This window comes from Aliamphritea spongicola, from assembly GCF_017051665.1.
Lineage (GTDB): Bacteria > Pseudomonadota > Gammaproteobacteria > Pseudomonadales > Balneatricaceae > Amphritea > Amphritea spongicola.
This window is the reverse complement of sequence record NZ_JAFIDL010000001.1, coordinates 835,475-857,283: the sequence shown is the minus strand read 5'-3', so window position 1 is coordinate 857,283 and position 21,809 is coordinate 835,475. Positions and strand designations below refer to the sequence as shown.

At 52.1% G+C, this 21,809-nt stretch carries 19 protein-coding genes; 12 read left to right on the top strand and 7 right to left on the bottom strand.

Annotated elements, in window-relative coordinates:
• Window position 1: 1 nt before the first annotated feature.
• The 3 genes from crcB to JYB63_RS03980 all read left to right on the top strand — a co-directional run bounded on the left by crcB (window position 2) and on the right by JYB63_RS03980 (window position 2,989).
• The gene (crcB, locus tag JYB63_RS03990) at window positions 2–376 is read left to right on the top strand and encodes a fluoride efflux transporter CrcB (protein WP_205656507.1); all 375 of its coding nucleotides are present in this window, start codon (window positions 2–4) and stop codon (window positions 374–376) included.
• A 20-nt stretch (window positions 377–396) separates the two neighbouring features.
• Window positions 397–1,668 (top strand): serine--tRNA ligase, encoded by a 1,272-nt coding sequence (serS, locus tag JYB63_RS03985; RefSeq protein ID WP_205656506.1) that lies wholly within the window; start codon window positions 397–399, stop codon window positions 1,666–1,668.
• A 112-nt stretch (window positions 1,669–1,780) separates the two neighbouring features.
• The gene (locus tag JYB63_RS03980) at window positions 1,781–2,989 is read left to right on the top strand and encodes a UbiH/UbiF/VisC/COQ6 family ubiquinone biosynthesis hydroxylase (protein WP_205656505.1); all 1,209 of its coding nucleotides are present in this window, start codon (window positions 1,781–1,783) and stop codon (window positions 2,987–2,989) included.
• A gap of 174 nt (window positions 2,990–3,163) precedes the next feature.
• Here JYB63_RS03980 and JYB63_RS03975 read toward each other — a convergent pair whose 3' ends face one another.
• Window positions 3,164–3,901 carry a phasin family protein gene (locus JYB63_RS03975; RefSeq protein WP_205656504.1) on the bottom strand — a complete coding sequence of 246 codons (738 nt, stop codon included), beginning with the start codon at window positions 3,899–3,901 and terminating at the stop codon, window positions 3,164–3,166.
• 319 nt (window positions 3,902–4,220) lie between these two features.
• Between JYB63_RS03975 and JYB63_RS03970 the strand changes: the two genes are divergently transcribed.
• From JYB63_RS03970 to mtgA, 3 genes are all read left to right on the top strand, one after another.
• Window positions 4,221–7,142, top strand: coding sequence for an insulinase family protein (locus tag JYB63_RS03970; protein WP_205656503.1), 2,922 nt, complete (start codon window positions 4,221–4,223; stop codon window positions 7,140–7,142).
• Between the two features lie 68 nt (window positions 7,143–7,210).
• Complete coding sequence (locus JYB63_RS03965) at window positions 7,211–8,089, top strand: DMT family transporter (protein WP_205656502.1); 879 nt, start codon at window positions 7,211–7,213, stop codon at window positions 8,087–8,089.
• Between the two features lie 78 nt (window positions 8,090–8,167).
• The gene (gene mtgA, locus JYB63_RS03960) at window positions 8,168–8,902 is read left to right on the top strand and encodes a monofunctional biosynthetic peptidoglycan transglycosylase (RefSeq protein WP_336510848.1); all 735 of its coding nucleotides are present in this window, start codon (window positions 8,168–8,170) and stop codon (window positions 8,900–8,902) included.
• A gap of 31 nt (window positions 8,903–8,933) precedes the next feature.
• Here mtgA and JYB63_RS03955 read toward each other — a convergent pair whose 3' ends face one another.
• On the bottom strand, window positions 8,934–9,293 hold the full coding sequence (locus JYB63_RS03955) for a DUF2750 domain-containing protein (protein WP_205656501.1): 360 nt from the start codon (window positions 9,291–9,293) through the stop codon (window positions 8,934–8,936).
• 208 nt (window positions 9,294–9,501) lie between these two features.
• Between JYB63_RS03955 and katG the strand changes: the two genes are divergently transcribed.
• Entirely contained in the window at window positions 9,502–11,697 is a 2,196-nt protein-coding gene (katG, locus tag JYB63_RS03950; protein ID WP_205656500.1) for a catalase/peroxidase HPI, read from the top strand.
• Between the two features lie 143 nt (window positions 11,698–11,840).
• On the opposite strand, the gene metH is transcribed toward katG, so the two are convergent.
• Window positions 11,841–15,569 (bottom strand): methionine synthase, encoded by a 3,729-nt coding sequence (metH, locus tag JYB63_RS03945; RefSeq protein WP_205656499.1) that lies wholly within the window; start codon window positions 15,567–15,569, stop codon window positions 11,841–11,843.
• Window positions 15,570–16,029: 460 nt separating this feature from the next.
• Here metH and panD point away from each other — a divergent pair, with 460 nt between their 5' ends.
• Window positions 16,030–16,470: an aspartate 1-decarboxylase gene (gene panD / locus JYB63_RS03940; RefSeq protein WP_205656498.1), complete on the top strand. Its 441-nt coding sequence runs from the start codon at window positions 16,030–16,032 to the stop codon at window positions 16,468–16,470.
• A gap of 45 nt (window positions 16,471–16,515) precedes the next feature.
• Here the strand turns inward: panD and JYB63_RS03935 are convergent, their stop codons facing one another.
• Entirely contained in the window at window positions 16,516–16,818 is a 303-nt protein-coding gene (locus JYB63_RS03935) for an antibiotic biosynthesis monooxygenase family protein (RefSeq protein ID WP_205656497.1), read from the bottom strand.
• A 35-nt stretch (window positions 16,819–16,853) separates the two neighbouring features.
• The gene (locus JYB63_RS03930; RefSeq protein WP_205656496.1) at window positions 16,854–17,702 is read right to left on the bottom strand and encodes an SDR family oxidoreductase; all 849 of its coding nucleotides are present in this window, start codon (window positions 17,700–17,702) and stop codon (window positions 16,854–16,856) included.
• 106 nt (window positions 17,703–17,808) lie between these two features.
• On the opposite strand from JYB63_RS03930, the gene JYB63_RS03925 reads away from it, so the two are divergent.
• The 3 genes from JYB63_RS03925 (at window position 17,809) to JYB63_RS03915 (ending at window position 19,654) form a co-directional block, all read left to right on the top strand.
• Complete coding sequence (locus JYB63_RS03925) at window positions 17,809–18,192, top strand: VOC family protein (protein WP_205656495.1); 384 nt, start codon at window positions 17,809–17,811, stop codon at window positions 18,190–18,192.
• 107 nt (window positions 18,193–18,299) lie between these two features.
• Window positions 18,300–18,902 carry an FMN-dependent NADH-azoreductase gene (locus JYB63_RS03920; protein ID WP_205656494.1) on the top strand — a complete coding sequence of 201 codons (603 nt, stop codon included), beginning with the start codon at window positions 18,300–18,302 and terminating at the stop codon, window positions 18,900–18,902.
• A gap of 290 nt (window positions 18,903–19,192) precedes the next feature.
• Window positions 19,193–19,654: a flavodoxin family protein gene (locus JYB63_RS03915; RefSeq protein WP_205656493.1), complete on the top strand. Its 462-nt coding sequence runs from the start codon at window positions 19,193–19,195 to the stop codon at window positions 19,652–19,654.
• A gap of 77 nt (window positions 19,655–19,731) precedes the next feature.
• Here the strand turns inward: JYB63_RS03915 and JYB63_RS03910 are convergent, their stop codons facing one another.
• On the bottom strand, window positions 19,732–19,908 hold the full coding sequence (locus JYB63_RS03910) for a hypothetical protein (protein ID WP_205656492.1): 177 nt from the start codon (window positions 19,906–19,908) through the stop codon (window positions 19,732–19,734).
• A 47-nt stretch (window positions 19,909–19,955) separates the two neighbouring features.
• Window positions 19,956–21,041, bottom strand: a complete 1,086-nt coding sequence (locus JYB63_RS03905; RefSeq protein WP_205656491.1) for a site-2 protease family protein — start codon at window positions 21,039–21,041, stop codon at window positions 19,956–19,958.
• A 115-nt stretch (window positions 21,042–21,156) separates the two neighbouring features.
• Here JYB63_RS03905 and JYB63_RS03900 point away from each other — a divergent pair, with 115 nt between their 5' ends.
• The gene (locus tag JYB63_RS03900) at window positions 21,157–21,807 is read left to right on the top strand and encodes a glutathione S-transferase (protein ID WP_205656490.1); all 651 of its coding nucleotides are present in this window, start codon (window positions 21,157–21,159) and stop codon (window positions 21,805–21,807) included.
• Window positions 21,808–21,809: the final 2 nt, after the last annotated feature.

Here is a 21,809-nt window from a genome sequence, read left to right as displayed (position 1 = left end):
TATGCTGCAGCTGGTGTTTGTTGCGTTAGGCGGCGCGTTGGGCGCTCTGGCCCGTTACTGGGTCAGCAACCATATCGTCAGTAATGCCCGTTATGAACTGCCTTACGGAACGCTGCTGTGTAACGTGCTGGGCTCATTCCTGATGGGGGTCTGTTTCGTACTGGTGCTGGAAAAAGCCAAGCTCAGCCCGGAGATGAGGCCGTTGCTGATGGTAGGTTTTATGGGCGCTTTCACAACTTTTTCTACCTTCTCGCTGGAAGCCGTGACCCTGTTGCAAGAAGGGCATATAATGTCTGCCGCAGTGTATGTGTTACTTAGTGTTTTACTGTGCCTGCTGGCGTTATATGCCGGTTTATGGTTTACCCGCTTAATCTGATTAAGGTTATATCTGACATCATGCTAGATCCTAAATTTATTCGTTCAAATCCTGAGGAAGTCGCACAGTTACTGGTTAAAAAAGGTTACCAGTTTCCTGTAGATGAGTTTAACGCGCTGGAAGCGCAGCGCCGTGAAGTGCAGGTACAGGCTGAGCAGCTGCAGAGTGAGCGAAATACCCGATCGAAAAATATCGGTAAGGCCATCGCAGCAGGTGAAGATGCTGAAGCGCTGAAAGCTGAAGTCCGTGAGCTGGGTGAAAAGCTGGACAGCAGTAAAGAGTCCCTGCGTGAAATTCAGGAACAGATGGACGCCATTCTGATGGGCGTGCCGAACATTCCGCACGAAGATGTACCCGAAGGTGCAGATGAAGACGACAACGTACTGGTTCGCACCTGGGGTGAGCCAACTCAGCTGGATTTTGAACCCCGTGATCACGTTGATCTGGGCGAACTGAGCGGTGGTCTGGATTTCGGTACAGCTGCAAAAATCACCGGTGCCCGTTTTGCGGTATTGCGTGGCGGCATTGCCCGTATGCACCGTGCGCTGATCCAGTTCATGCTGGATACCCACAGCAGTGACCACGGTTATCAGGAAACGTACGTTCCTTACATGGTCAATGCCGACTCCCTGCGCGGCACCGGCCAGTTACCTAAATTTGAAGAAGATCTGTTTAAAGTACCTGGCGAGCGGGATTACTACCTGATTCCGACCGCTGAAGTACCGGTGACCAACATCGTCCGTGATGAAATTGTCGATGCAGATCAGCTGCCAATGAAGTTTGTCTGTCACACACCGTGTTTCCGCAGCGAAGCGGGCAGCCACGGCCGTGATACCCGCGGTATGATCCGTCAGCACCAGTTTGAAAAAGTTGAGCTGGTACACGTGGTTGAGCCTTCCAAATCATGGGATGCGCTGGAAGAACTGATTGGCAATGCAGAAACCATTCTGAAGAAGCTGAACCTGCCGTACCGGGTGGTTACCCTGTGTGGCGGCGATCTGGGCTTCAGTGCAGCGAAAACCTACGACATCGAAGTATGGTTGCCGGGTCAGCAGAAATACCGTGAAATTTCTTCCTGCAGCAACATGGCAGACTTCCAGGCCCGCCGTATGATGGCGCGCTGGCGTAACCCTGAAACCGGTAAGCCTGAGCTGCTGCATACTCTGAACGGTTCCGGTCTGGCGGTTGGCCGTACTCTGGTTGCAATTCTTGAGAACTACCAGACTGCTGACGGTAAGGTAAAAGTACCTGAAGCACTGCTGCCGTATATGGGCGGTATTACTGAGCTTTAATACTCCGGTAAGCGGAAGTATGGTTGCTCTGTAAGGGCAGAAGAGCGATCTGAGGATCGCTCTTTTTGTATCTGCAGCAGATAAAATTCACCGGGTGAACGGTTAACAGACGATGAAAAAATATGATGTGCTGATTGTGGGCGGTGGCATGGTAGGGGCAACCATTGCCTGTGCCCTGGGTGGCACTGAACTCAGTGTTGGGGTTATAGAGCTGCGCATGCCAGAGCCGTTTGACCATGATCAGGCTCATGATATGAGGGTGTCAGCTATCAGTCTGGCATCGGAAAATATTCTCCGTAATGTCGGTGCCTGGTCAGGTTTGCAGAATAAGCGTCTGTGTCCCTATCGCCGGTTGAAAACCTGGGAGGTTGATGCCGAACGGGCTGCCACTGAGTTTAACAGCGCAGATATCGGCGAAGATCATCTGGGGCATATTGTTGAAAACCGGGTTATTCAGCTCGGGTTGTTAGAGCAGCTTCAGCAATGCGACAACGTAGACCTGATTTGTCCGGCAGATATTGCCACTATTGATTATGCAGCCGGTGCGAGCATTATCACCCTGGCGGATGGACAGCAATTGTTTGGTCGTTTGCTGATTGGCGCAGACGGTGCTCAGTCGAAAGTCCGCAGTCAGGTGGGGATTGGTGTCCACAGCTGGGATTATGAACAGCATGCGCTGGTGGCTTCTGTTGCTACTGAGCTACCGCAACAGGACATTACCTGGCAGCAGTTTACGCCGACAGGGCCATTGGCATTCCTTCCTCTTAGCGGGCATCAGGGCTCACTGGTGTGGTACAACACGCCGGCTGAGGCACGAAAGTTACTTGCGATGAGTGATGACGCCTTTCTTGCGGCGGTTGATAGCCAGTTTCCGGATTGTCTCGGCGGTATTACCGGGTTGCTGGGACGGGCGGCATTTCCGCTGCGCCGTCAGCATGCACAGGAATACGTTAAGGAGGGTGTTGCTCTGGTGGGTGATGCTGCCCATACAATCCATCCTCTGGCGGGCCAGGGGGTAAACATTGGTTTACTGGATGCCGCTGCTCTGGCTGAAGTGTTACTGGATGCCGCTCGTGCAGGTGAAGATATCACCGCCAAACAGGTGCTTGGCCGTTATGAGGCTCAGAGACGCAATCAAAACTTACTGATGATGCAGGTTATGGATAGCTTTTACAGGCTGTTCAGTAATGATCATCTGCCACTTAAGCTGCTGCGTAATATTGGCCTGGGGGCTGCCGGTAAGCTGGGGCCGGCCCGTAACAAGGTTATGCGTTTCGCTATGGGGCTTGAAGGTCCGATGCCAGAGCTGGCACGCCGTTAAAAAAACACCCTGCATAACAGGGTGTGGAGAACGGCAGTGCTTGCCGTTTAGGAAGGATGCAGCGGGTCTGTTACATCAAAGGGGATGTGGCCAGGCCGGAACAGGCACCGCTGCTGAGCAAATCTTTGGGGTTCTATTCTGAACCTTTATTTAAAGCCTTATTTAAATGACAAATTACAGTTTTGTCGCAGGCTGTTTCGCTGTTGCTGGTTGTTTAGGTGCTGCTGGTTTGGCTGCAGTTGCAGCGGTTGTTTTAGCGACAGGCGTTGTCGGTGCTGATTTATCCGCTTCAGCAGCCTTTGTTGTTGGCTGAGGGGCGGCAACTGTGGTTTTAGCCGGCGTTGCAGCTGTTTTTACCGCAGGTTTTTTTGCAGGCTGGGCTGACGCTTTAGGTGCTGGCTTTTTTGCCGCAGTCTTTTTGGCTGCAGGTTTAGCCGCTGCTTTTTTAGGCGCGGTACGCGGCGCTGCTTTGGTTACCGGTGCTGCTGCGGTTGCTGTATTGGCGGCTGGTGCTGCACCTGCTGCCGTAAAGTCCGGCAGGCCGGTCATGGTCAGCAGTTTGCCTACTTCGTCCATATACTGCAGTTCGGTCTGGGTGATGTTGTCGAGATTAGTCTTAACAATATCGGTCAGTTCACCGGACGCTTCATTAATGGTTGCCAGCTCCTGTTCAGCCACTTCAGAAAACTGATTTTCCATGCGTTTGAAAAACTTAACTTGCAGATCCAGAAACTGTTGAGGATCTGTGGCTACCGTCAGTTCCTGAATCTGAGACAGAGTAGTATTCATCAGGCTGTTCATGTAATCCGATTGCAGCGCAAACATCTTTTCTGCTGCTTTCTGGTTGATTTCTACCATGTCCATCACCGGGCGGAATGATGCCTGAACGTCCTTAAACATATTCTCATACATATTGTTCACCTTCGCAGTAGTGTAATGTTGCAGTGCAACAAAGTTGGTTAAAATATAAGCATGGTGTTACTTCAAGTCAAACATTTTTGTGCGCTGCACAAGGTAGCCTTTGGTCGTAACTGAACTGTGGCACTTTTTTATTGCAATGGCATGACGAAACCGTGATAGAACTGTCATATCCGGAAGGGGTGAAGTTTCCCGGATATTTTTCAACACCTTAGTCGGTAAATTAGTTATCAAACTTAGTCATCAAACCCAAGCGTTCCGGGACATTTCGGATTACAATGCACCAAACGGTTTTACAAAAGGCATATGATTTATGAACCAAGCAGCTACGCAACAGGCCTGTCATTCTGCGTTTCAACTGCAGCGCAGTCAGCCGATCGAATCGCTGGATATAGTTATTGAGGAATATCAGCATAAGCAGACCGGCGCACTGCATTACCATATTCAGAGTGAAAATCAGGAAAATGTTTTCCTGGTGGCGTTTCGTACTGTGCCTGAGGACAGCACCGGGGTAGCACATATGCTCGAGCACACTGCGCTGTGTGGCAGTGAGCGTTACCCGGTCCGCGATCCGTTCTTTATGATGACTCGCCGTTCCCTGAATACTTTCATGAACGCGTTCACCAGCAGTGACTGGACGGCATATCCTTTTGCCAGCCAGAACCGTAAAGATTATTTTAACCTGCTGGATGTATATCTGGATGCAGCGTTTTTCAGCCGCCTTGATCCGCTGGATTTTGCCCAGGAAGGCCACCGTATTGAATTTGAAGAGCCGGGTAACCCGGACAGCCCTCTGGTCTATAAAGGGGTTGTGTTCAATGAGATGAAAGGGGCCATGAGTTCAGTGGTTTCCACTGTCTGGCAAACCCTGACCAAACACCTGTTCCCAACGACCACTTATCACTATAACAGTGGTGGTGATCCGGAATGTATTCCTGATCTGAGTTATGAAGAACTGGTAGAGTTCTACCGCAGCCATTACCACCCGACCAATGCGGTATTCATGACATTTGGCGATATTCCGGTGGCTGAACTGCAGGAACGTATGGAAACGCTGGCGTTGTCACGGTTTGAAAAACTCGATACGACCATCAGTGTCAGTGATGAAAAACGCTATCACTCACCGGTCCGTGTCGAAGAAGCCTATGCACTTGACCAGGATGATGTTGAGAATAAAACCCACCATGTTCTTGCCTGGCTGATCGGCCCAAGTATTGAATTAGAACAACAACTTAAGGCTAACTTGTTATCCAGAGTCTTATTAGATAACAGTTCATCTCCGTTGCGTTACGCGCTGGAATCTACCGACCTGGGACTGGCGCCTTCACCGTTGTGCGGTCTTGAAGACAGTAACCGTGAGATGGCTTTCATGTGTGGTCTGGAAGGCAGTAACCCGGAACATGCCGCTGCGTTTGAACAGCTGGTAATGGATACCCTGCAAAAGGTTGTTGATGAAGGAATCGACCAGAGCCATGTTGAGGCGGCACTGCATCAGTTAGAACTGAGCCAGCGGGAGTTGAGCGGTGACGGTTACCCATACGGTATGAACCTGATCCTTTCTTCACTGTCTTCTGCGATTCACTGCGGCGACCCGATTGCGCTGCTGAATCTGGATCCTGTGCTGGAAAAACTGCGTGATGAAATTCAGCATGAAGACTTTATTCCGGGCCTGATCCGTGAATTATTGCTGGATAATGCCCATCAGGTACGTCTGACTATGCGTCCGGATACCCAGCTGAGCCAGCGTAAGGACGCTGCTGAAGCGGCCCGTCTGGCGAAGATCAAGGCAAGCCTTTCAGATGCAGAAAAACAGCAGGTTATTGATCAGGCTGCAGCTCTTGAAGCCCGTCAGAATGAGCAGGATGATGAGTCCGTACTGCCTAAGGTGACCATTGCTGATGTACCGGCTGAAATGCGCATCCCGACCGGCACTGATCATCAGGATAAGGTTGATTACAGCTTCTACGCCCAGGGTACCAACGGTCTGGTATACCAGCAGGTGATTATGCCGTTACCGGCGCTGACCGCCGAAGAAATTGAGTTGCTGCCGCTGTACAGTGACTGTGTAACAGAGCTTGGTTGCGGTGGCCGTGATTACCAGCAGAATCAGGCGCTGCAGTCACAGGTATCCGGTGGGGTTTACGCCCACAGTACGCTGCGGGGCAGCATTGACAGTGAGCAGAGTGTTTCCGGCTACTTTGTGGTGTCAGGTAAAGCGCTGGTTACCAAGCAGCAGGCATTAACTGAGCTGCTGAAAGAAACACTGGAAACCGTACGTTTTGACGAGCTGGCGAAAATCCGTGAGTTGGTTTCCCAGCGCCGCACCCGTAAGGAGCAGAGCATCACCGGTCAGGGACACAGTCTGGCAATTGCTGCTGCCTGCAGTGAGCTTGCACCGGCTGCTAATGTCAGCCATCTGCAGCGGGGTCTGGCCAGCATTAAGGCTGTTAAAGTGCTGGATGATGCGCTGGCAGATGATGCCCGTCTGCAAAAACTGGGTGAACAGCTTGAGGCACTGCACAGTAAAATTACTGATGCGCCGCGCCGTTTCTTATTGGTTGCTGAGCCTGAACATGAAGCAGAGCTGGTTGCTGAGCTTTGTGAGCGCTGGCAGGGGCATGAGTCCCGTGATTTTGCACCACTGGCGCTGGCAGAAACCCGTCAGGTGGTTAAGCAGGCATGGACCACCAGCACACAGGTGAACTTTGCGGCCAAAGCTTACGCGACTGTTGCGGTTGAGCATCCTGATGCCGCGCCGTTAACGGTCCTGGGTGACTTCCTGCGAAATGGCTTCCTGCATCGGGCAATCCGTGAACAGGGTGGTGCCTATGGTAGCGGTGCCGGTCAGGATTCTGCAGATGCGGTATTCCGCTTCTTCTCCTACCGCGATCCGCGGCTGAGTGAAACACTGGATGATTTCGACGCCTCCCTGAAATGGCTGGCGGATAATGACCATGACGAGCAGAAGCTGGAAGAAGCCGTGCTGGGTATTGTCAGCAGCATCGATAAGCCGGGTTCTCCGGCGGGTGAAGCCAAGCAGGCTTATCACAGTGAGCTGTTTGGTCGTACCCCGGAGCAGCGCAAAGCGTTCCGCCAGCGTATTCTGGAGGTCAGCATTGCCGACCTGAAACGGGTGGCTGCGCAGTACCTGCAACCTGAAAAGGCCAGTGTGGCTGTTGTTACCAGCCCGAATGGCGCTGAGCAGTTACAGGGTTTTGACGTCATCAGTATCTGATACCTGTTCCGTTCTGATCAAGGCACTGATGTTCTCAGTGCCTTTCTTTTTTCTGCAAAGTGAAGCGTATGTCCGCCAGTAGTGTGATTGAAAGCAAGGGAAGCATTTATCAGGGCGCTGCGCTGATTCTTATATCTGAACTGTTTCTTGTGGGTTCAGGCATGGCAATCAAACAGATCGGTGATCAGTTACCGGTGGAGATGATTGTTTTTTTCCGTAACTTGTTAGGCGTGATGCTGTTGCTGCCCTGGCTACTTAATAATGGCTTCAGTGCTATCCGTACCAGCCGCTTGCATCTGCACTTTATGCGGGCCGGTGTAGGTGTGGTCGCGATGGGATGTCTGTTTTATACCTGGGGGCATTTGCCGTTGGCACAGGCGGCATTGCTCAAACAGACGGCACCTTTCTTTATGCCGGTGCTGGCGTTCTTTTGGCTGGGGGAGCGAATTGGCTGGCTGGTTAAGGTGTCTATTCTGATCGGTTTCAGTGGCGTCTACATGATCCTCAATCCTCAGGAGGGCGTGTTTAACTGGGTAGTTCTGGTAGCGCTGGGTGGTGCATTTCTGGGGGCGCTGGCAAAGGTAACGGTGCGTAATCTGCGCAGTACTGAACCGGCCCAGCGGATTGTGTTTTACTTTTCTTTCTTCAGTACGCTGATTGCCTTTGTGCCTGCCGTTATTGGCTGGCAACCGCTGACCTGGCCGTTATTTGGTTTGCTGGTGGTCGTGGCGGCCTGTTCAACACTGGCACAGTTGCTGCTGAGTAAAGCTTACGGAATGGCGCCAGCAGGGCAGCTGGGGCCGTTTACCTATGGTTCGGTTGCCTTTGCAGTGTTGCTTGGCTGGCTGATCTGGGATGAGGTGTTGGCAACCTATACCTGGATCGGTATCGGTCTGATTTGCGGTGCGGGCCTTGTTGCTATGTTGGGTAAAGCACGCGCTGCCTGATCGGAATTCACTTTCTGTATGACGTATAAGTCGGTATGATGGCGAATTTTTGTACAGCAGTCAGGTAGGTTTATTGCAGTGCGGTTAACAATCTCAGGCATCAGAAAGCGTATTCAGCGCGCCAAGCTTCGCTTTAAGCGATGGATTTTGGGTGCAGTGCTGTTGTTGTGCCTGCTGCCATTTGCGCTGGTTGCCAGTGTGAAGTTTATTGATCCGCCGGTATGGTCCTGGCAGATTCAGCGCTGGATCGATACCCCGGATAATTATCCTGAAGTGACTCAGCATCAGTGGGTTGATCTGGCAGATATCTCAGATAATATGCAGTTGGCGGTAATTGCCAGTGAAGATCAGTTGTTCCCGGAACATGATGGCCTGGACTGGGATTCTATCGATAAAGCCCTGGCCGACCGCAAGGCGGGTAAACGTACCCGCGGCGCCAGTACCATTACTCAGCAAACAGTGAAGAATCTGTTTCTCTGGCCGGCAAAGAGTTATGTGCGTAAGGGGCTTGAAGCGGGTCTGGCGGTTATCATGGATGGCATGTGTGATAAACAGCGTATTCTTGAGCTTTACCTGAACATTGTAGAATTCGGGCCGGGAATTTATGGTGTGGAGGCTGCCAGCCAGCACTTTTTTAACCGTTCGGCTAAACAGTTAACGGCTCGTCAGGCGGCATTACTGGCCAGTGTGTTGCCAAATCCATATCGGTTTAATGTCTCGGCACCGAGCGAATACATGCAGAAGAGGGTGCGCTGGATCATGCGGCAAATGCGCCAGCTTGGGGTAGGCACGGTAGCCGGACTGCAGAGCTGAGCCGGCTACTGTTAAGGCAGGAAAGCGGTGCTTATGCGTTGGCTTTCTTAATTGCTTTTCTCAGGTCTGCATCCAGGTCTTCCGGGTGAATCACCAGACCGTCCTGATCTTCTTTCGGTGATACAACCACACAGAACTCGTCTTCTTCCAGGCCTGCTGTCCAGCGGTGCTGCCAGACTTTCAGTGGAATTGCTTCCGGCTCACAATCATTCCATTCGTCGCTGATCCAGGCGGCGGCTTCTGCTTCGCTGGCCCATACCGGTACACAGTCTTCGTCATCAGTGTTGAGCATTACGCTGCCATGCTGATCGGTAAGAATCCAGACTTCCTTCTGGTTTGCCACGGCGCTGAGAAAGGCGTTGTAATCCTGTTCGTTGTTTTGCTGAGTCATATTGTTCACTGAGTTTGAAGATAAGAGGCGCGCATACTGCCCGGCTTTGGTGGCCGGGTCAATTAGTCGCGCTTATCGTTCATTTATAAAAAACTATTAATTCCAGAAAATTTATTAATTATCCAAATTCGTGATCTGTTTCTATAGTTTCATTACTCCCGTACTGAGCATAGCGGGGAGATTCTAATAATGACAGGAGATCAGGCTGATGAGTGAACAGGGTAAGTGCCCCGTAATGCATGGGGCAGGTAAGCAGATGGCAACCGGCAGTACGGCAAACCGTCATTGGTGGCCTAACCAGCTGAACCTTAAGATACTGAGTCAGAATACCGCTGAAGTAAGTCCGATGGGAAAGGGGTTTGATTACGCGAAAGCTTTCAGTGCGCTGGACCTCGATGCGCTGGCGAAAGACGTGGATGCCCTCATGACAGATTCTCAGGATTGGTGGCCGGCAGATTACGGGCATTACGGACCACTGTTTATCCGTATGGCCTGGCACAGTGCAGGTACCTATCGTATTCATGACGGACGGGGTGGTGCCGGTACAGGCTCACAACGTTTTGCGCCACTGAACAGCTGGCCGGATAACGGTAACCTGGATAAAGCGCGACGGTTGCTCTGGCCGGTTAAGCAAAAGTACGGTGAAGCCATTTCCTGGGCCGATCTGATGATTTTTGCCGGTAACCGTGCACTGGAGACCATGGGCCTGAAGACGTTTGGTTTTGCCGGTGGCCGTGAAGATATCTGGGAGCCTGAGGAAGATATTTACTGGGGCCCTGAAACCGAATGGCTTGGGGATCAGCGTTACAGTGGTGACCGTGAACTGGAGAACCCGCTGGGTGCTGTACAGATGGGGCTTATTTACGTAAACCCTGAAGGCCCGAACGGCAATCCTGATCCGCTGGCATCTGCCCGTGATATCCGGGAAACCTTTGCCCGTATGGCGATGAATGATGAAGAAACCGTCGCGCTGGTGGCTGGTGGTCATACATTTGGTAAAGCCCACGGTGCCGGTGATCCTTCTCATGTGGGGGCCGAGCCTGAAGCGGCAAGCATCGAAGAGCAGGGGCTTGGCTGGAAAAATACCATGGGCAGCGGTAAGGGCGGTGATGCTATTACCAGCGGTATTGAAGGGGCCTGGACCAGTAATCCTATACAGTGGGATAACGGCTTTTTTGATGCATTACTGGGCTATGAGTGGGAGCTGACCAAAAGCCCTGCCGGCGCCCATCAGTGGACGCCGACTGCAGCTTCGCAATCATCCGGAGCGCCTGCGGCCCACGATGCTGACCGTCGGGAACCGCTGATGATGACCACCGCTGATATGGCGCTGAAACTTGATCCGGTATACGGACCTATTTCACAGCGTTTCCATCAGAATCCTGAAGAGTTGGCGGAGGCGTTTGCCAAAGCCTGGTTCAAGCTGACCCACCGGGACATGGGGCCGTATGTCCGCGGTCTTGGGCCTATGGTGCCGGCAGAGCCGCAGTTATGGCAGGATCCTGTGCCTGAGGTGTCGCATCCGCTGATTGATGAGGAGGACGCCCGGAATATTAAAGCGGAAATCCTGGCGACCGGGCTAACCGTTTCTCAGCTGGTCTCCACTGCATGGGCGTCTGCTTCCACTTTCCGTGGCAGTGATATGCGCGGTGGTGCGAATGGTGCAAGGTTGCGTCTGGCGCCTCAGAAGGACTGGAGCGTGAATAATCCGGCACAGCTGGAAGGCGTACTGCAGTCGCTGGTCAGTGTGCAACAGGCATTTAACTGCTCTTTGTCTAATGATAAGCAGGTGTCACTGGCGGATGTAATCGTTCTTGGTGGTGCCGCTGCAATCGAGCAGGCTGCAAAAAATGCAGGTTTTGATGTCAGCGTACCGTTTAATCCGGGCCGTGCTGATGCGACCCAGGAACAGACTGACGTTGAATCCTTCAGTGCCCTGGAGCCGGTGGCTGATGGCTTCCGTAACTTTACGGTGCCTAATCATGTACGTCCGGCGGCAGAGTTGCTGGTGGATAAAGCACAGCTACTTACTCTGACTGCACCGGAAATGACTGTTCTGGTCGGCGGTATGCGGATGCTCAATGCTAATACCGGGCAGAGCCGTCACGGGGTATTTACGAAGCAGGCTGATACCCTGTCGAACGACTTCTTTGTGAACTTGCTGGATATGAGTACCCAGTGGCAGAGGTCGGCTACTGAAGAGGGCGTAATTGAAGGCAGTGACCGTGTGACCGGCCAGCTGAAGTGGACTGCAACCGAAGTGGATCTGGTATTCGGTTCAAATTCTCAGCTGCGGGCTATTGCGGAAGTCTATGCCAGTGATGATGCCCGCGGGAAGTTTGTAGCGGATTTCGTTTCGGCCTGGGCGAAGGTGATGGATCTCGACCGGTTTGACCTTAACTAGGTTTTTGGTCTCTTAATAATGCTAACGGCATTTCAGATAACTCTGGAGTGCCGTTTTTTTGTTAGGTAGCAACAGAAAAAAAGGCAGCTATCGGCAAATAGCTTTGCCGATAGCTGCAAAGGGACGCGGTTGGGGAAAGCGTCTTAACCTTCTTCGGGCTCATAGCCAAGGTTCGGGGTTAGCCAGCGTTCTGCTTCCTGCTGGCTGATCTGGCAGCGTTCAGCATAGGAGCCGACCTGATCTTCACTGATTTTGGCAACGCCGAAATACTGGCTTTGCGGATGACTGAAATACCAGCCACTGACAGCGGCTGTCGGATACATGGCGTAACTGTCGGTCAGAGTAATACCGGTATGTTCTTCAACATCCAGTAATTCCCACAAACGGGCTTTAATCCGGTGATCCGGGCAGGCAGGATATCCCGGTGCCGGCCGGATACCGTTGTACTCCTCACGGATCAGTGCTTCGTTGTCCAGCTGTTCCTGGCTGGCGTAGCCCCACAGTTCAGTCCGTACATGGTGATGCATATATTCAGCAAATGCTTCGGCCAGCCGGTCTGCCAGTGCTTTAACCATGATGCTGCTGTAAACGTCGTTGTCTGCTTCGAAGCTTTCAACCAATTTGTCGACGCCGTGTCCGGCGCTGACCGCAAATATGCCGAGATAATCGTCTTTGTTGCTGTCTTCAGGCGCAATGAAATCAGCCAGGCACAGGTTAGCTTTACCTGCGGCTTTTTCGATCTGCTGACGCAGCTGGGGCAGGGTGATTTTTACTTCTCTGCGCTGTTCGTTTTCGTAGACCACGATATCGTCATGATCCCGGGTGCTGGCCGGCAGTAAACCGACAACGGCATGAGCGGTAATTTTGCGGTTGCTGATAATGTCATCCAGCATAACTGTGGCATCGTCAAAAAGTTTGCTGGCTGCTTCACCGACAACGTCATCTTCCAGAATGGCCGGGTAGCGTCCGGCCAGCTCCCAGCTGCGGAAGAAGGGGGTCCAGTCAATGAAGTCCACCAGCTTGTTCAGATCAAAATTTCTGAAGCTGTGAATCCCGGGGTTGGCAGGTGTCGGCGGGGTATAGGTATCCCAGTCAGTTGTCAGTTTATTGACACGTGCCTGCTGTAAGCTGACCCGGCGGCCCAGCTTCTGACGCTCCGTGAAACGTTCCCGTATCGCCTGATATTCTTCTTGTATCTCGTTGATATAGTGTGATTTGTTGTCCTCTGATAGCAGGCTGCTTGCTACGTTGACGGCACGCGATGCGTTACTGACGTGAACCACCTGATCGAGGTTGAAACCCGGTTCAATCTTGACCGCGGTATGGGCTTTGGAGGTAGTGGCGCCACCAATCATCAGAGGCAGACTGATGTTCTGACGCTGCATTTCTTTGGCGACACTGACCATCTCATCCAGTGACGGTGTGATCAGTCCGGACAGACCAATGATGTCGACGTTTTCTTCCCGGGCGGTGCGCAGAATCTCTTCGCCGGATACCATCACGCCGAGGTCGATAATCTCGTAGTTATTACATTGCAGTACCACGCCGACAATATTCTTGCCGATGTCATGAACATCACCTTTAACCGTTGCCAGCAGGATCTTGCCGTTACTGCGGACTTCACCACCTTTCTGCTCTGCTTCAATGTAAGGCATGAGCCAGGCTACGGCTTTTTTCATCACCCGTGCTGACTTCACTACCTGTGGCAGGAACATTTTGCCGGCACCAAACAGGTCGCCGACGACACCCATGCCGGCCATCAGCGGGCCTTCAATCACTTCGATAGGCCGGGCGTAATGCTGGCGGCATTCTTCCACATCTGCTTCGATATGGTCAGTAATCCCTTTTACCAGTACATGGGATAGCCGTTCTTCAACTGGCAGTTCCCGCCAGGCGGCTTGCTGCTCGCTGTTATCAGCCTGATTGTCGTCATTCAGGTAGCGGCTGGCTATGTCCAGCAGATTCTCGGTGGCATCATCTGAGGTATTCAGTACCACTGCTTCCACTGCGGTTTTCAGTTCTGCAGGCAAATCATCATAAATCGCCAGCTGGCCGGCGTTAACGATGGCCATATCCAGCCCCTGGCGGATGGCATGGTAGAGGAAAACGCAGTGTATGGCTTCACGTACCGGATTGTTGCCGCGGAACGAGAAAGAGACGTTGGATACACCGCCGGATACCATTGCATGGGGCAGATTCTGCTTGATCCAGCCGGTAGCACGGATAAAGTCATCGGCGTAGTTGTTGTGTTCTTCTATCCCGGTGGCGACCGCGAAGATGTTCGGGTCAAAGATAATGTCTTCGGCGGGAAAACCGACGATTTCTGTCAGTAACTGATAAGAACGCTGGCAGATCTCAATTTTGCGCTCGTAGGTATCGGCCTGACCGGTTTCGTCAAATGCCATGACCACCACAGCGGCACCGTAACGGCGCAGCAGGTTGGCCTGTCTGATAAAGGCTTCTTCGCCTTCTTTCAGGCTGATGGAGTTGACGATGCCTTTACCCTGTACACATTTAAGGCCGGCTTCTATGACGTCCCACTTGGAGGAGTCCAGCATCACCGGTACCCGGCTGATATCCGGTTCGGATGCAATCAGGTTAAGGAAACGAACCATGGCGGCTTCTGCGTCCAGCATGCCTTCATCCATGTTGATATCGATGATCTGGGCGCCGTTTTCAACCTGCTGCCGGGCTACCTCTAAGGCGGTTTCGTAATCACCGGCTTTAATCAGGCGGCGGAACACCGCAGAGCCGGTGACGTTGGTACGTTCGCCGACATTTACAAACAGGCTGTCGGCATCAATGTTAAGCGGTTCCAGGCCGGCCAGCCGGCAGGCGACCGGTAACTCCGGTACCTGGCGGGGAGAGTGTTGCTGGCATGCCTGTCTGATGGCTTTCAGGTGCTCAGGGGTGGTGCCGCAACAGCCACCAACAATGTTAACCAGTCCGCTGGCGGCCCATTCACCGATTTCTTCTGCCATTTCTGCCGGGGTTTCGTCATATTCGCCAAAGGCATTCGGTAAACCCGCGTTAGGATGTACTGATACAAAGGTATCAGCGACCCGGGAGAGTTCGGCCACATACTGGCGTAATTCTTTAGGACCAAGGGCGCAGTTCAGACCGATGGATACCGGCCTGATGTGCCGGACTGCATTCCAGAATGCTTCAGTGGTCTGGCCGGATAGTGTCCGGCCGGAGGCATCGGTAATGGTGCCGGAAATCATCAGGGGAATATCCAGGCTGTGATCCTGGCAATATTTGTCGAAAGCGAATATGGCGGCTTTGGCGTTCAGGGTATCGAAGATGGTTTCGATCAGGATCAGGTCAGCGCCGCCTTCAATCAGGCCTTCCAGTGATTCGGTATAAGCTGCAACCAGTTCATCAAAGTGAATATTACGTTTGCCCGGGTCGTTTACATCCGGTGACAGTGAGCAGGTACGGTTGGTCGGGCCGAGTACGCCAGCAACATAGCGCGGCTGTTCCGCTGTGCTGAACTGCTCCGCAGTTTCCCGGGCCAGTTTTGCCGCCTGAAAATTAATTTCTTTGCTCAGGTGTGCCATGTCGTAGTCAGCCATGGCAATGGATGTGGCATTGAAGGTATTGGTCTCGATAATGTCGCAGCCAGCATCCAGAAATGCCCCGTGGATTTCCCGGATGATGTCCGGACGGGTCAGTACCAGCAGGTCATTGTTGCCTTTCAGGTCGGTTGGCCAGTCGCTGAATCGCTGGCCGCGGAAATCCGTTTCACTGAGTGGGTATTGCTGAATCATTGTGCCCATGGCGCCGTCCAGCATCAGAATGCGCTGTTTAAGTGCAGTGCGAAGTGTATCGGTGATGTTATGTGCCGGTGGCTGGGTAGGGGCGGTTGTCATAGGTGTTTCCGTTACTGCGTGTCGATAAAGGCGTTTATTCTAGGGGCTTCTTGTGTGCTGCTGGGTGATTTCGACTCAGGTTAAAATGAATGAAATTAAAGTAACTTGAGAAATGCGTGAATTTAATTGCTGGTGGGGGTGTTTGTTGCTTTCGCGTCGCTAACCCGAATAATGGTTCAATATGCTGATTTTTAGCGACAAATTAGCGCTTTTAATCCCTTTTTCAGCTGTTACAATCAGCGCCGGAAGTACCGCTGTCTGATGTTCAGGCAGTGAAGAAGTGTTGCCTGGCGGCACTTATTGGGCAGGTCTGTCGGCGTCCGTGTATCGCGCCAGAACAGATCAGACGGTTCTGAACCGGAGCGGGCGTAGACATGACTTTAGATGAACAGTTCTGATATCAGACTGTTCCTGGGAAAGCCGCAGAGACATTCTGTGGCGCAAGATTAAGGTTGTATCTATGTTGCAAACATTTCTGAAAGCAAAACTTCACCGGGTCACTGCTACCCATGCCGAACTGCATTACGAAGGCTCCTGTGCCATCGACGGTAAGCTGCTGGACAGCTCCGGCATTCGCGAATATGAACAGATACATATCTATAACATTAATAACGGCGAACGTTTCAGTACGTATGCAATCCGTGCCGAAGATGGCAGCGGTATTATTTCTGTAAACGGTGCGGCCGCACACAAAGCGAATAAAGGGGACCTGCTGATTATCTGTGCGTATGTGCAGCTGGATGAGCAGGAAGCGGAAGGTTTCGAGCCTACCCTGTGTTACTTTGAAAATGCCCGTAACGAGAATGATGCCGGGCAGGTAAGCGATGCTGAATTGCACAGCCGTAATACCCTGACCGGTATTAAAAATGCGATTGCGACCCAGATGAGTGATCTGGCGTAAGCGACGTACCTGAATGCAGGGCCGGTATGCTGGCCCTGCCTGTGGCTATTCCGGTTGCGGATTAAAGCTGTAGCTGCGTTTTACTTCTACCACATCCACCCGGTAACTCTGGTACCACTTTTTCCGGCCGAACTGCTGAGCAAGGCTGTGTTCGTGATCCTGCTTCCAGCGCAGAACTGCCGTTTCGTCCGGCCAGTATGAAATGGCTATCTCATCTTCACCTTCGGTGACAGCGACAAAGTCCAGGCAGCCATACTTTTCAAAAGCCAGTTCCCGCATCCGGGCGACGGTATCACTGTAAGCTTTGTCCTGATTCGCGGCTTTGGCACGGAAAATAACGGCGTACATTGCGGTGGGCTCCTGAAGTGTTTTGTCTGGGGGGATTATGAGTTTTCTGAACCGGAGGCTTTAATCAGGATTCTGTCCAGTACCCGGGTAGAGACGAAACGTTTCAGCCAGCCCAGCAGGTAAGTAGGGGTCGTCACGTAATAGCGTGGTTGCGGGCGTTTGCTTTCCAGTGCGTGGATGACGCGTTTCAGTACTGCTTCCGGTCCGAGGGTGAAGGGATCTTCTTTTTTCGGATCGGTATTGCTTAGCCGGCTGATTACCCCTTCATAGGTGCTGCGGAACGGGCTGTTTTCAATGTTTATGTTGGCCAGGAATTTGGCATAGGCATTGGCGCGGAACTCGCTGCGTACCGGGCCGGGCTCTATCAGCGAGACGTGTATGCCGGTGCCGTCCAATTCCTGACGCAGGGTGTCGCTGTAACCTTCCAGTGCAAATTTGCTGGTATTGTAAGCGCCGCGGAATTTCATGGTGATTAAACCAAGTACTGAACTGTTCTGAATAATTCTGCCTTCACCCTGCTGGCGCATCACCGGTAACAGCTTGCAGGTCAGCTCGTGCCAGCCCAGCAGGTTTGTTTCCAGCTGCTCTCTGAGTACTTCACGGCTAAGGTCTTCAATTGCACCGGGCTGGCCGTAGGCGCCATTGTTGAATAACGCATAGAGCTTCCCGTTGGTCTGTTCCAATACCCAGTCGGTTGCCAGTTGAATTGATTCTGAGTTGTCCAGGTCAAGCTGGAAACTGTTCAGCCCTTCGTTATTCAGGCGGGCGACGTCTTCCGCTTTACGGGTGGTGGCAAATACCTGATAGCCACGCTGGCTGAGTTGTTTTGCTACATGGTAGCCAATACCAGTTGAACAGCCGGTAATCAGAATGCTTTTGTTCATAGTTTTCTGTCAGAGCTTAATGAGTTGTACGCACCGTATACCGTCCCGAATTGTTTTGCTAGTCTGAAGTTAAGTGTTTCATGACAATGATTATCAGGGAGGTCATATGAGTAATGAGTCTTTATCCGGACCACGTCATGGGAGTATTAATTATCTGGAGTTTCCGTCCCGGGACCCGGCGCTGACCAAAGCGTTTTTCAGCCAGGTGTTTGGCTGGACCTTTGTGGACTATGGCCCCGATTACTGTGCATTTAAGGAGCCGCATACCGGCAGTGTGGAAGGGGGCTTTTACCGGGCGGATGCATGCTCAGATGCTGATGCCGGTGCGGTACTCATTGTTTTCTATAGCCGGGACCTTGCCGCCACTCAGCAGGCGGTTGAACAGGCCGGGGGCAGTGTGTCCCGGCCGGTATTTGAGTTTCCCGGTGGCCGGCGTTTTCACTTCAAAGAGCCCTGTGGCAATGAGTTTGCTGTCTGGTCAGATCAGTAATCTTTCTATTTAAACGAATTAAATCGGCTATTTTATGCGATATTAATTCGCTTTTTTGTGGTTAATAATGCGCCTCATCACAGGATATCTGACTTGAGGAGCATTATATGGCCCGTTTATTGGTAATTAATTCCAGCCCGTCTGCAGAAGGTTCAGTCAGCCGTCGTCTGACAGCTGCGCTGGTGGCCCGTTTTTCAGGTAAAGCATCTGAAATCACCTATCGGGATGTGGGGCTTGAGCCGCCGGCTCATCTTGATGCTGAGACGATCGGTGCGTTTTATACCCCTGCTGACGAGTTAACCCCTGAACAGCTGCAGAAAACGCGGTTGTCTGATCAGTTAATTGCTGAGCTGGAAGCGGCTGATGTGATTGTCATCGGTTCGCCTATGCACAATTTTACAATTGCTGGCGGCCTTAAAGCGTATTTTGACCAGGTTGCCCGGGTAGGGCGTACCTTTCAGTACAGCCCGGAAACCGGTCCGGCCGGGTTGCTGACGAATAAGAAAGTGTATGTGCTGAGCAGTCGGGGAGGGAATTACTCTTCCCGCAGCCCTTATGCGGAGCTGAACCATGAATCTACGTATTTACAGACGGTGCTTGGTTTTATTGGCCTGAGGGATGTGACTTTCATTGCTGCTGAAGATATCAAAGGTGGTGATGAGGGTGTAAATACGGCGCTGGCACTGATAGACAGCATCGAGATTGCTTAATTTATCTGTCTCTTAGAAAGCAGCCATATGGCTGCTTTTTTTATGCCTGAATGCTGGTGGTCAGGTGTTCATATTTAAATTTATACCGTTATCTTTTGAAGTAATTTGCTTTTTAAAATCAGCAGTGAACTGCAGCAGAAGCATTCTTTCCGGTAATCAGGAGGCAGAGGGTGGGGAGTTTGCTGAAGCTTAAGTGACTGATTTGCATGATCTGTTTGTATGGTGAGTCTGACAGGACGGCGTTTCGGGGCTATGTTAAGCTGCAGAAGTATCGGATTCAGGAATATGTCATGAAGAAACTGCTTATTGTTGCGCACGCGCCGTCGGAAAATACCCGGCGTATGGTCGACGCTGTGTTGCGGGGTGCTAACCATCCGGATATTGACGGTGTCAGTTGCCGTTGGGTGCCGCCGCTGGAAGCGGTGCCAGAAGATGTTCTGGATTGTGATGCCATTATTCTCGGCACCACAGAAAATCTGGGGTATATGAGCGGTGCGCTGAAGGATTTTTTTGACCGTATTTATTACCCCTGTCTGGAAAAGACCCAGGCATTACCCTGTGCGATGTATATCCGTGCCGGTCATGACGGCACCGGTACCCGTCGGGCGGCAGAAACAATCTGCACAGGATTGCGATGGAGCTGGGTTCAGGAGCCGCTGCTGTGCCGGGGAGAGTGGCAGGACAGTTTCGAAGAGCAGTGTGAAGAATTGGGGATGGCGCTCGCGGCAGGGTTGGACGCGGGAATTTACTGAGCAGGTTTGTATCTGCTGTAAACCTTTGCAGTGGGCTTAAGTACGTATGAAAGCGCTGTAGCCGCAGTTGCAGGGATTCAGCGCTTCTTAGGTTTTTTCTTCTTAAAGATATTCAGCAGCTTTTTCTTCGGATCGGTTTCTTCTGTGGGCATGGCTTTTTCGAAGCGGTCTTTCATCTGATCCATACGCTGTTCTTTGCGTTTATGGCGGGCTTCATCCCGTTTGCTACTGATATCGACGACGTTATCACTCATATTCTGCTCTCATAAAGCGGGCGCCGCTCGCCCGCGATATGTGCATTCTAGCTGCGTAATACCTGTAACGGCAAACCCAGTAAGGCATCGCCGGTGCCGGCAAAATACCAGATGATAGCGACCAGGCCGCTGACGGTTGCCAGATACCATACTGTTGAGAAGATCTGGCCATAGCGGTCCAGTGGCAGTAAATGGGTCATATAGCGGCTGCGCCATTCAAAACCGATCTCAACACAGCCGACAATCAGCAGAAAGCCCAGCAGGGCAAGCCCCAGAGAGTAGCTGATAAAAATACCGGCACCTGCAGCGCCTGCACAGAGCAGCAGGCCGACCAGCGAGTTCATTGAAAAAGCGATGCTTTTCAGTACGTGCCCGCCATCCAGTGGCAGGATTGGCAGCAAATTGAACAGGTTAAGCAGGGCATTGAAAGCACTGAGCCCGGCAAAAAACGCTTCGCCGGTGATCCAGTAAGCTAACAGACACAGTACTGACATACCCAGACCGAATACCGGCCCCATCAGGGAGATGACGACGTCCTGCCAGCGGGTGTTTATTTTCTCATCACTGAGGGCCAGGCCGCCAAGGAACGGAATCAGGTAGATCCCTTTGGTTTGCATGCCAAAGTGTTTCATCGCCCGGATGTGGCCGTATTCATGTACTACCAGGCAGGCGATCAGCGCCAGTGCGAATTGCAGTGAGAAGAACCAGGAGTAGGCGGCCAGGCTGGCGCCGGCCAGTACGACTTTAATCAGCTTGGCGCTTTTCAGGAGTTTCAGGCCGAGTGCTGCCAGGCCGATAATGTTAAACGGTTTTTTTGCCGGCTGCGGGGCTTCAACCGGTTGCTGACGTTCAATGTCTTTGCTGTTACGGCTGCCGTCACTGACTGCGTGATCATCAATGAAGAGCTGATGCTGCAGGGTAAAAGGTTGCCAGTTCAGGTCAATCGCCAGCCGGCAGGTGATTATCTGCTCGCCGGCTTTAAGTTCAAAGCTGTGCTCTGATGCGCCGTTGTAGTTTGCGCTGGCATCAATACGGGAGACCGGGGTGTTATCCCAGTAGAGGATCTGCCAGCCGGCCATTGAACCTTCCAGGCGCAGTGATTTTCCCAGACACTGAATATTAAGTAATTCCACAGGGTGCTCTTATACAGTTATTGCTTATCGGCGGGATCATAACATAGCTGCTCGGTTAAGCACCGCAGGATTACCGGGTATACTGGGCGTTTTTGATGATCTGGATTTTATGTGTATGGCTGATTTGCCTGTTCTGTATTCTTTCCGGCGTTGCCCTTATGCAATGCGCGCCCGTTTAGCGCTTGCTTATAGTCAGCAGCAGGTTCAGCTACGTGAAGTGGTGCTGCGGAATAAGCCCCGGGCAATGCTTGACGTTTCTCCAAAAGGGACGGTGCCGGTTCTGGTGTTACCGGACGGCAGAGTGATCGATGAGAGTTTCGATATTATGCGCTGGGCGTTGCGCCAGAATGACCCTCAGGACTGGCTGCTGAACAGTGACGCTGATTTACAGTGGGATATGCAGGGGCTGATTCAGGAAAATGATTTTGTCTTCAAACAGCATCTTGATCGTTACAAGTATTTTGAACGCCATCCGGAGCATACACAGGTGTATTACCGTGACCAGTGTATGGTGAGCCTGGCGAAGCTTGAGACCCGGTTGGCGAAGTATGACGGGTATCTGGTTCTGCCCCGGATGACTCTGGCGGATATGGCCATTGTGCCTTTCGTACGGCAGTTTGCCCATGTTGACCGGGACTGGTTTTACAGTAGCGAATATCCACACTTACAGGCCTGGGTCAGCGGCTTCTGTGACTCTGATCTGTTTCGGAAGGTGATGCCAAAGTTTGCTCCCTGGGATGAAGCTGATGATCCTATTATTTTCTGATA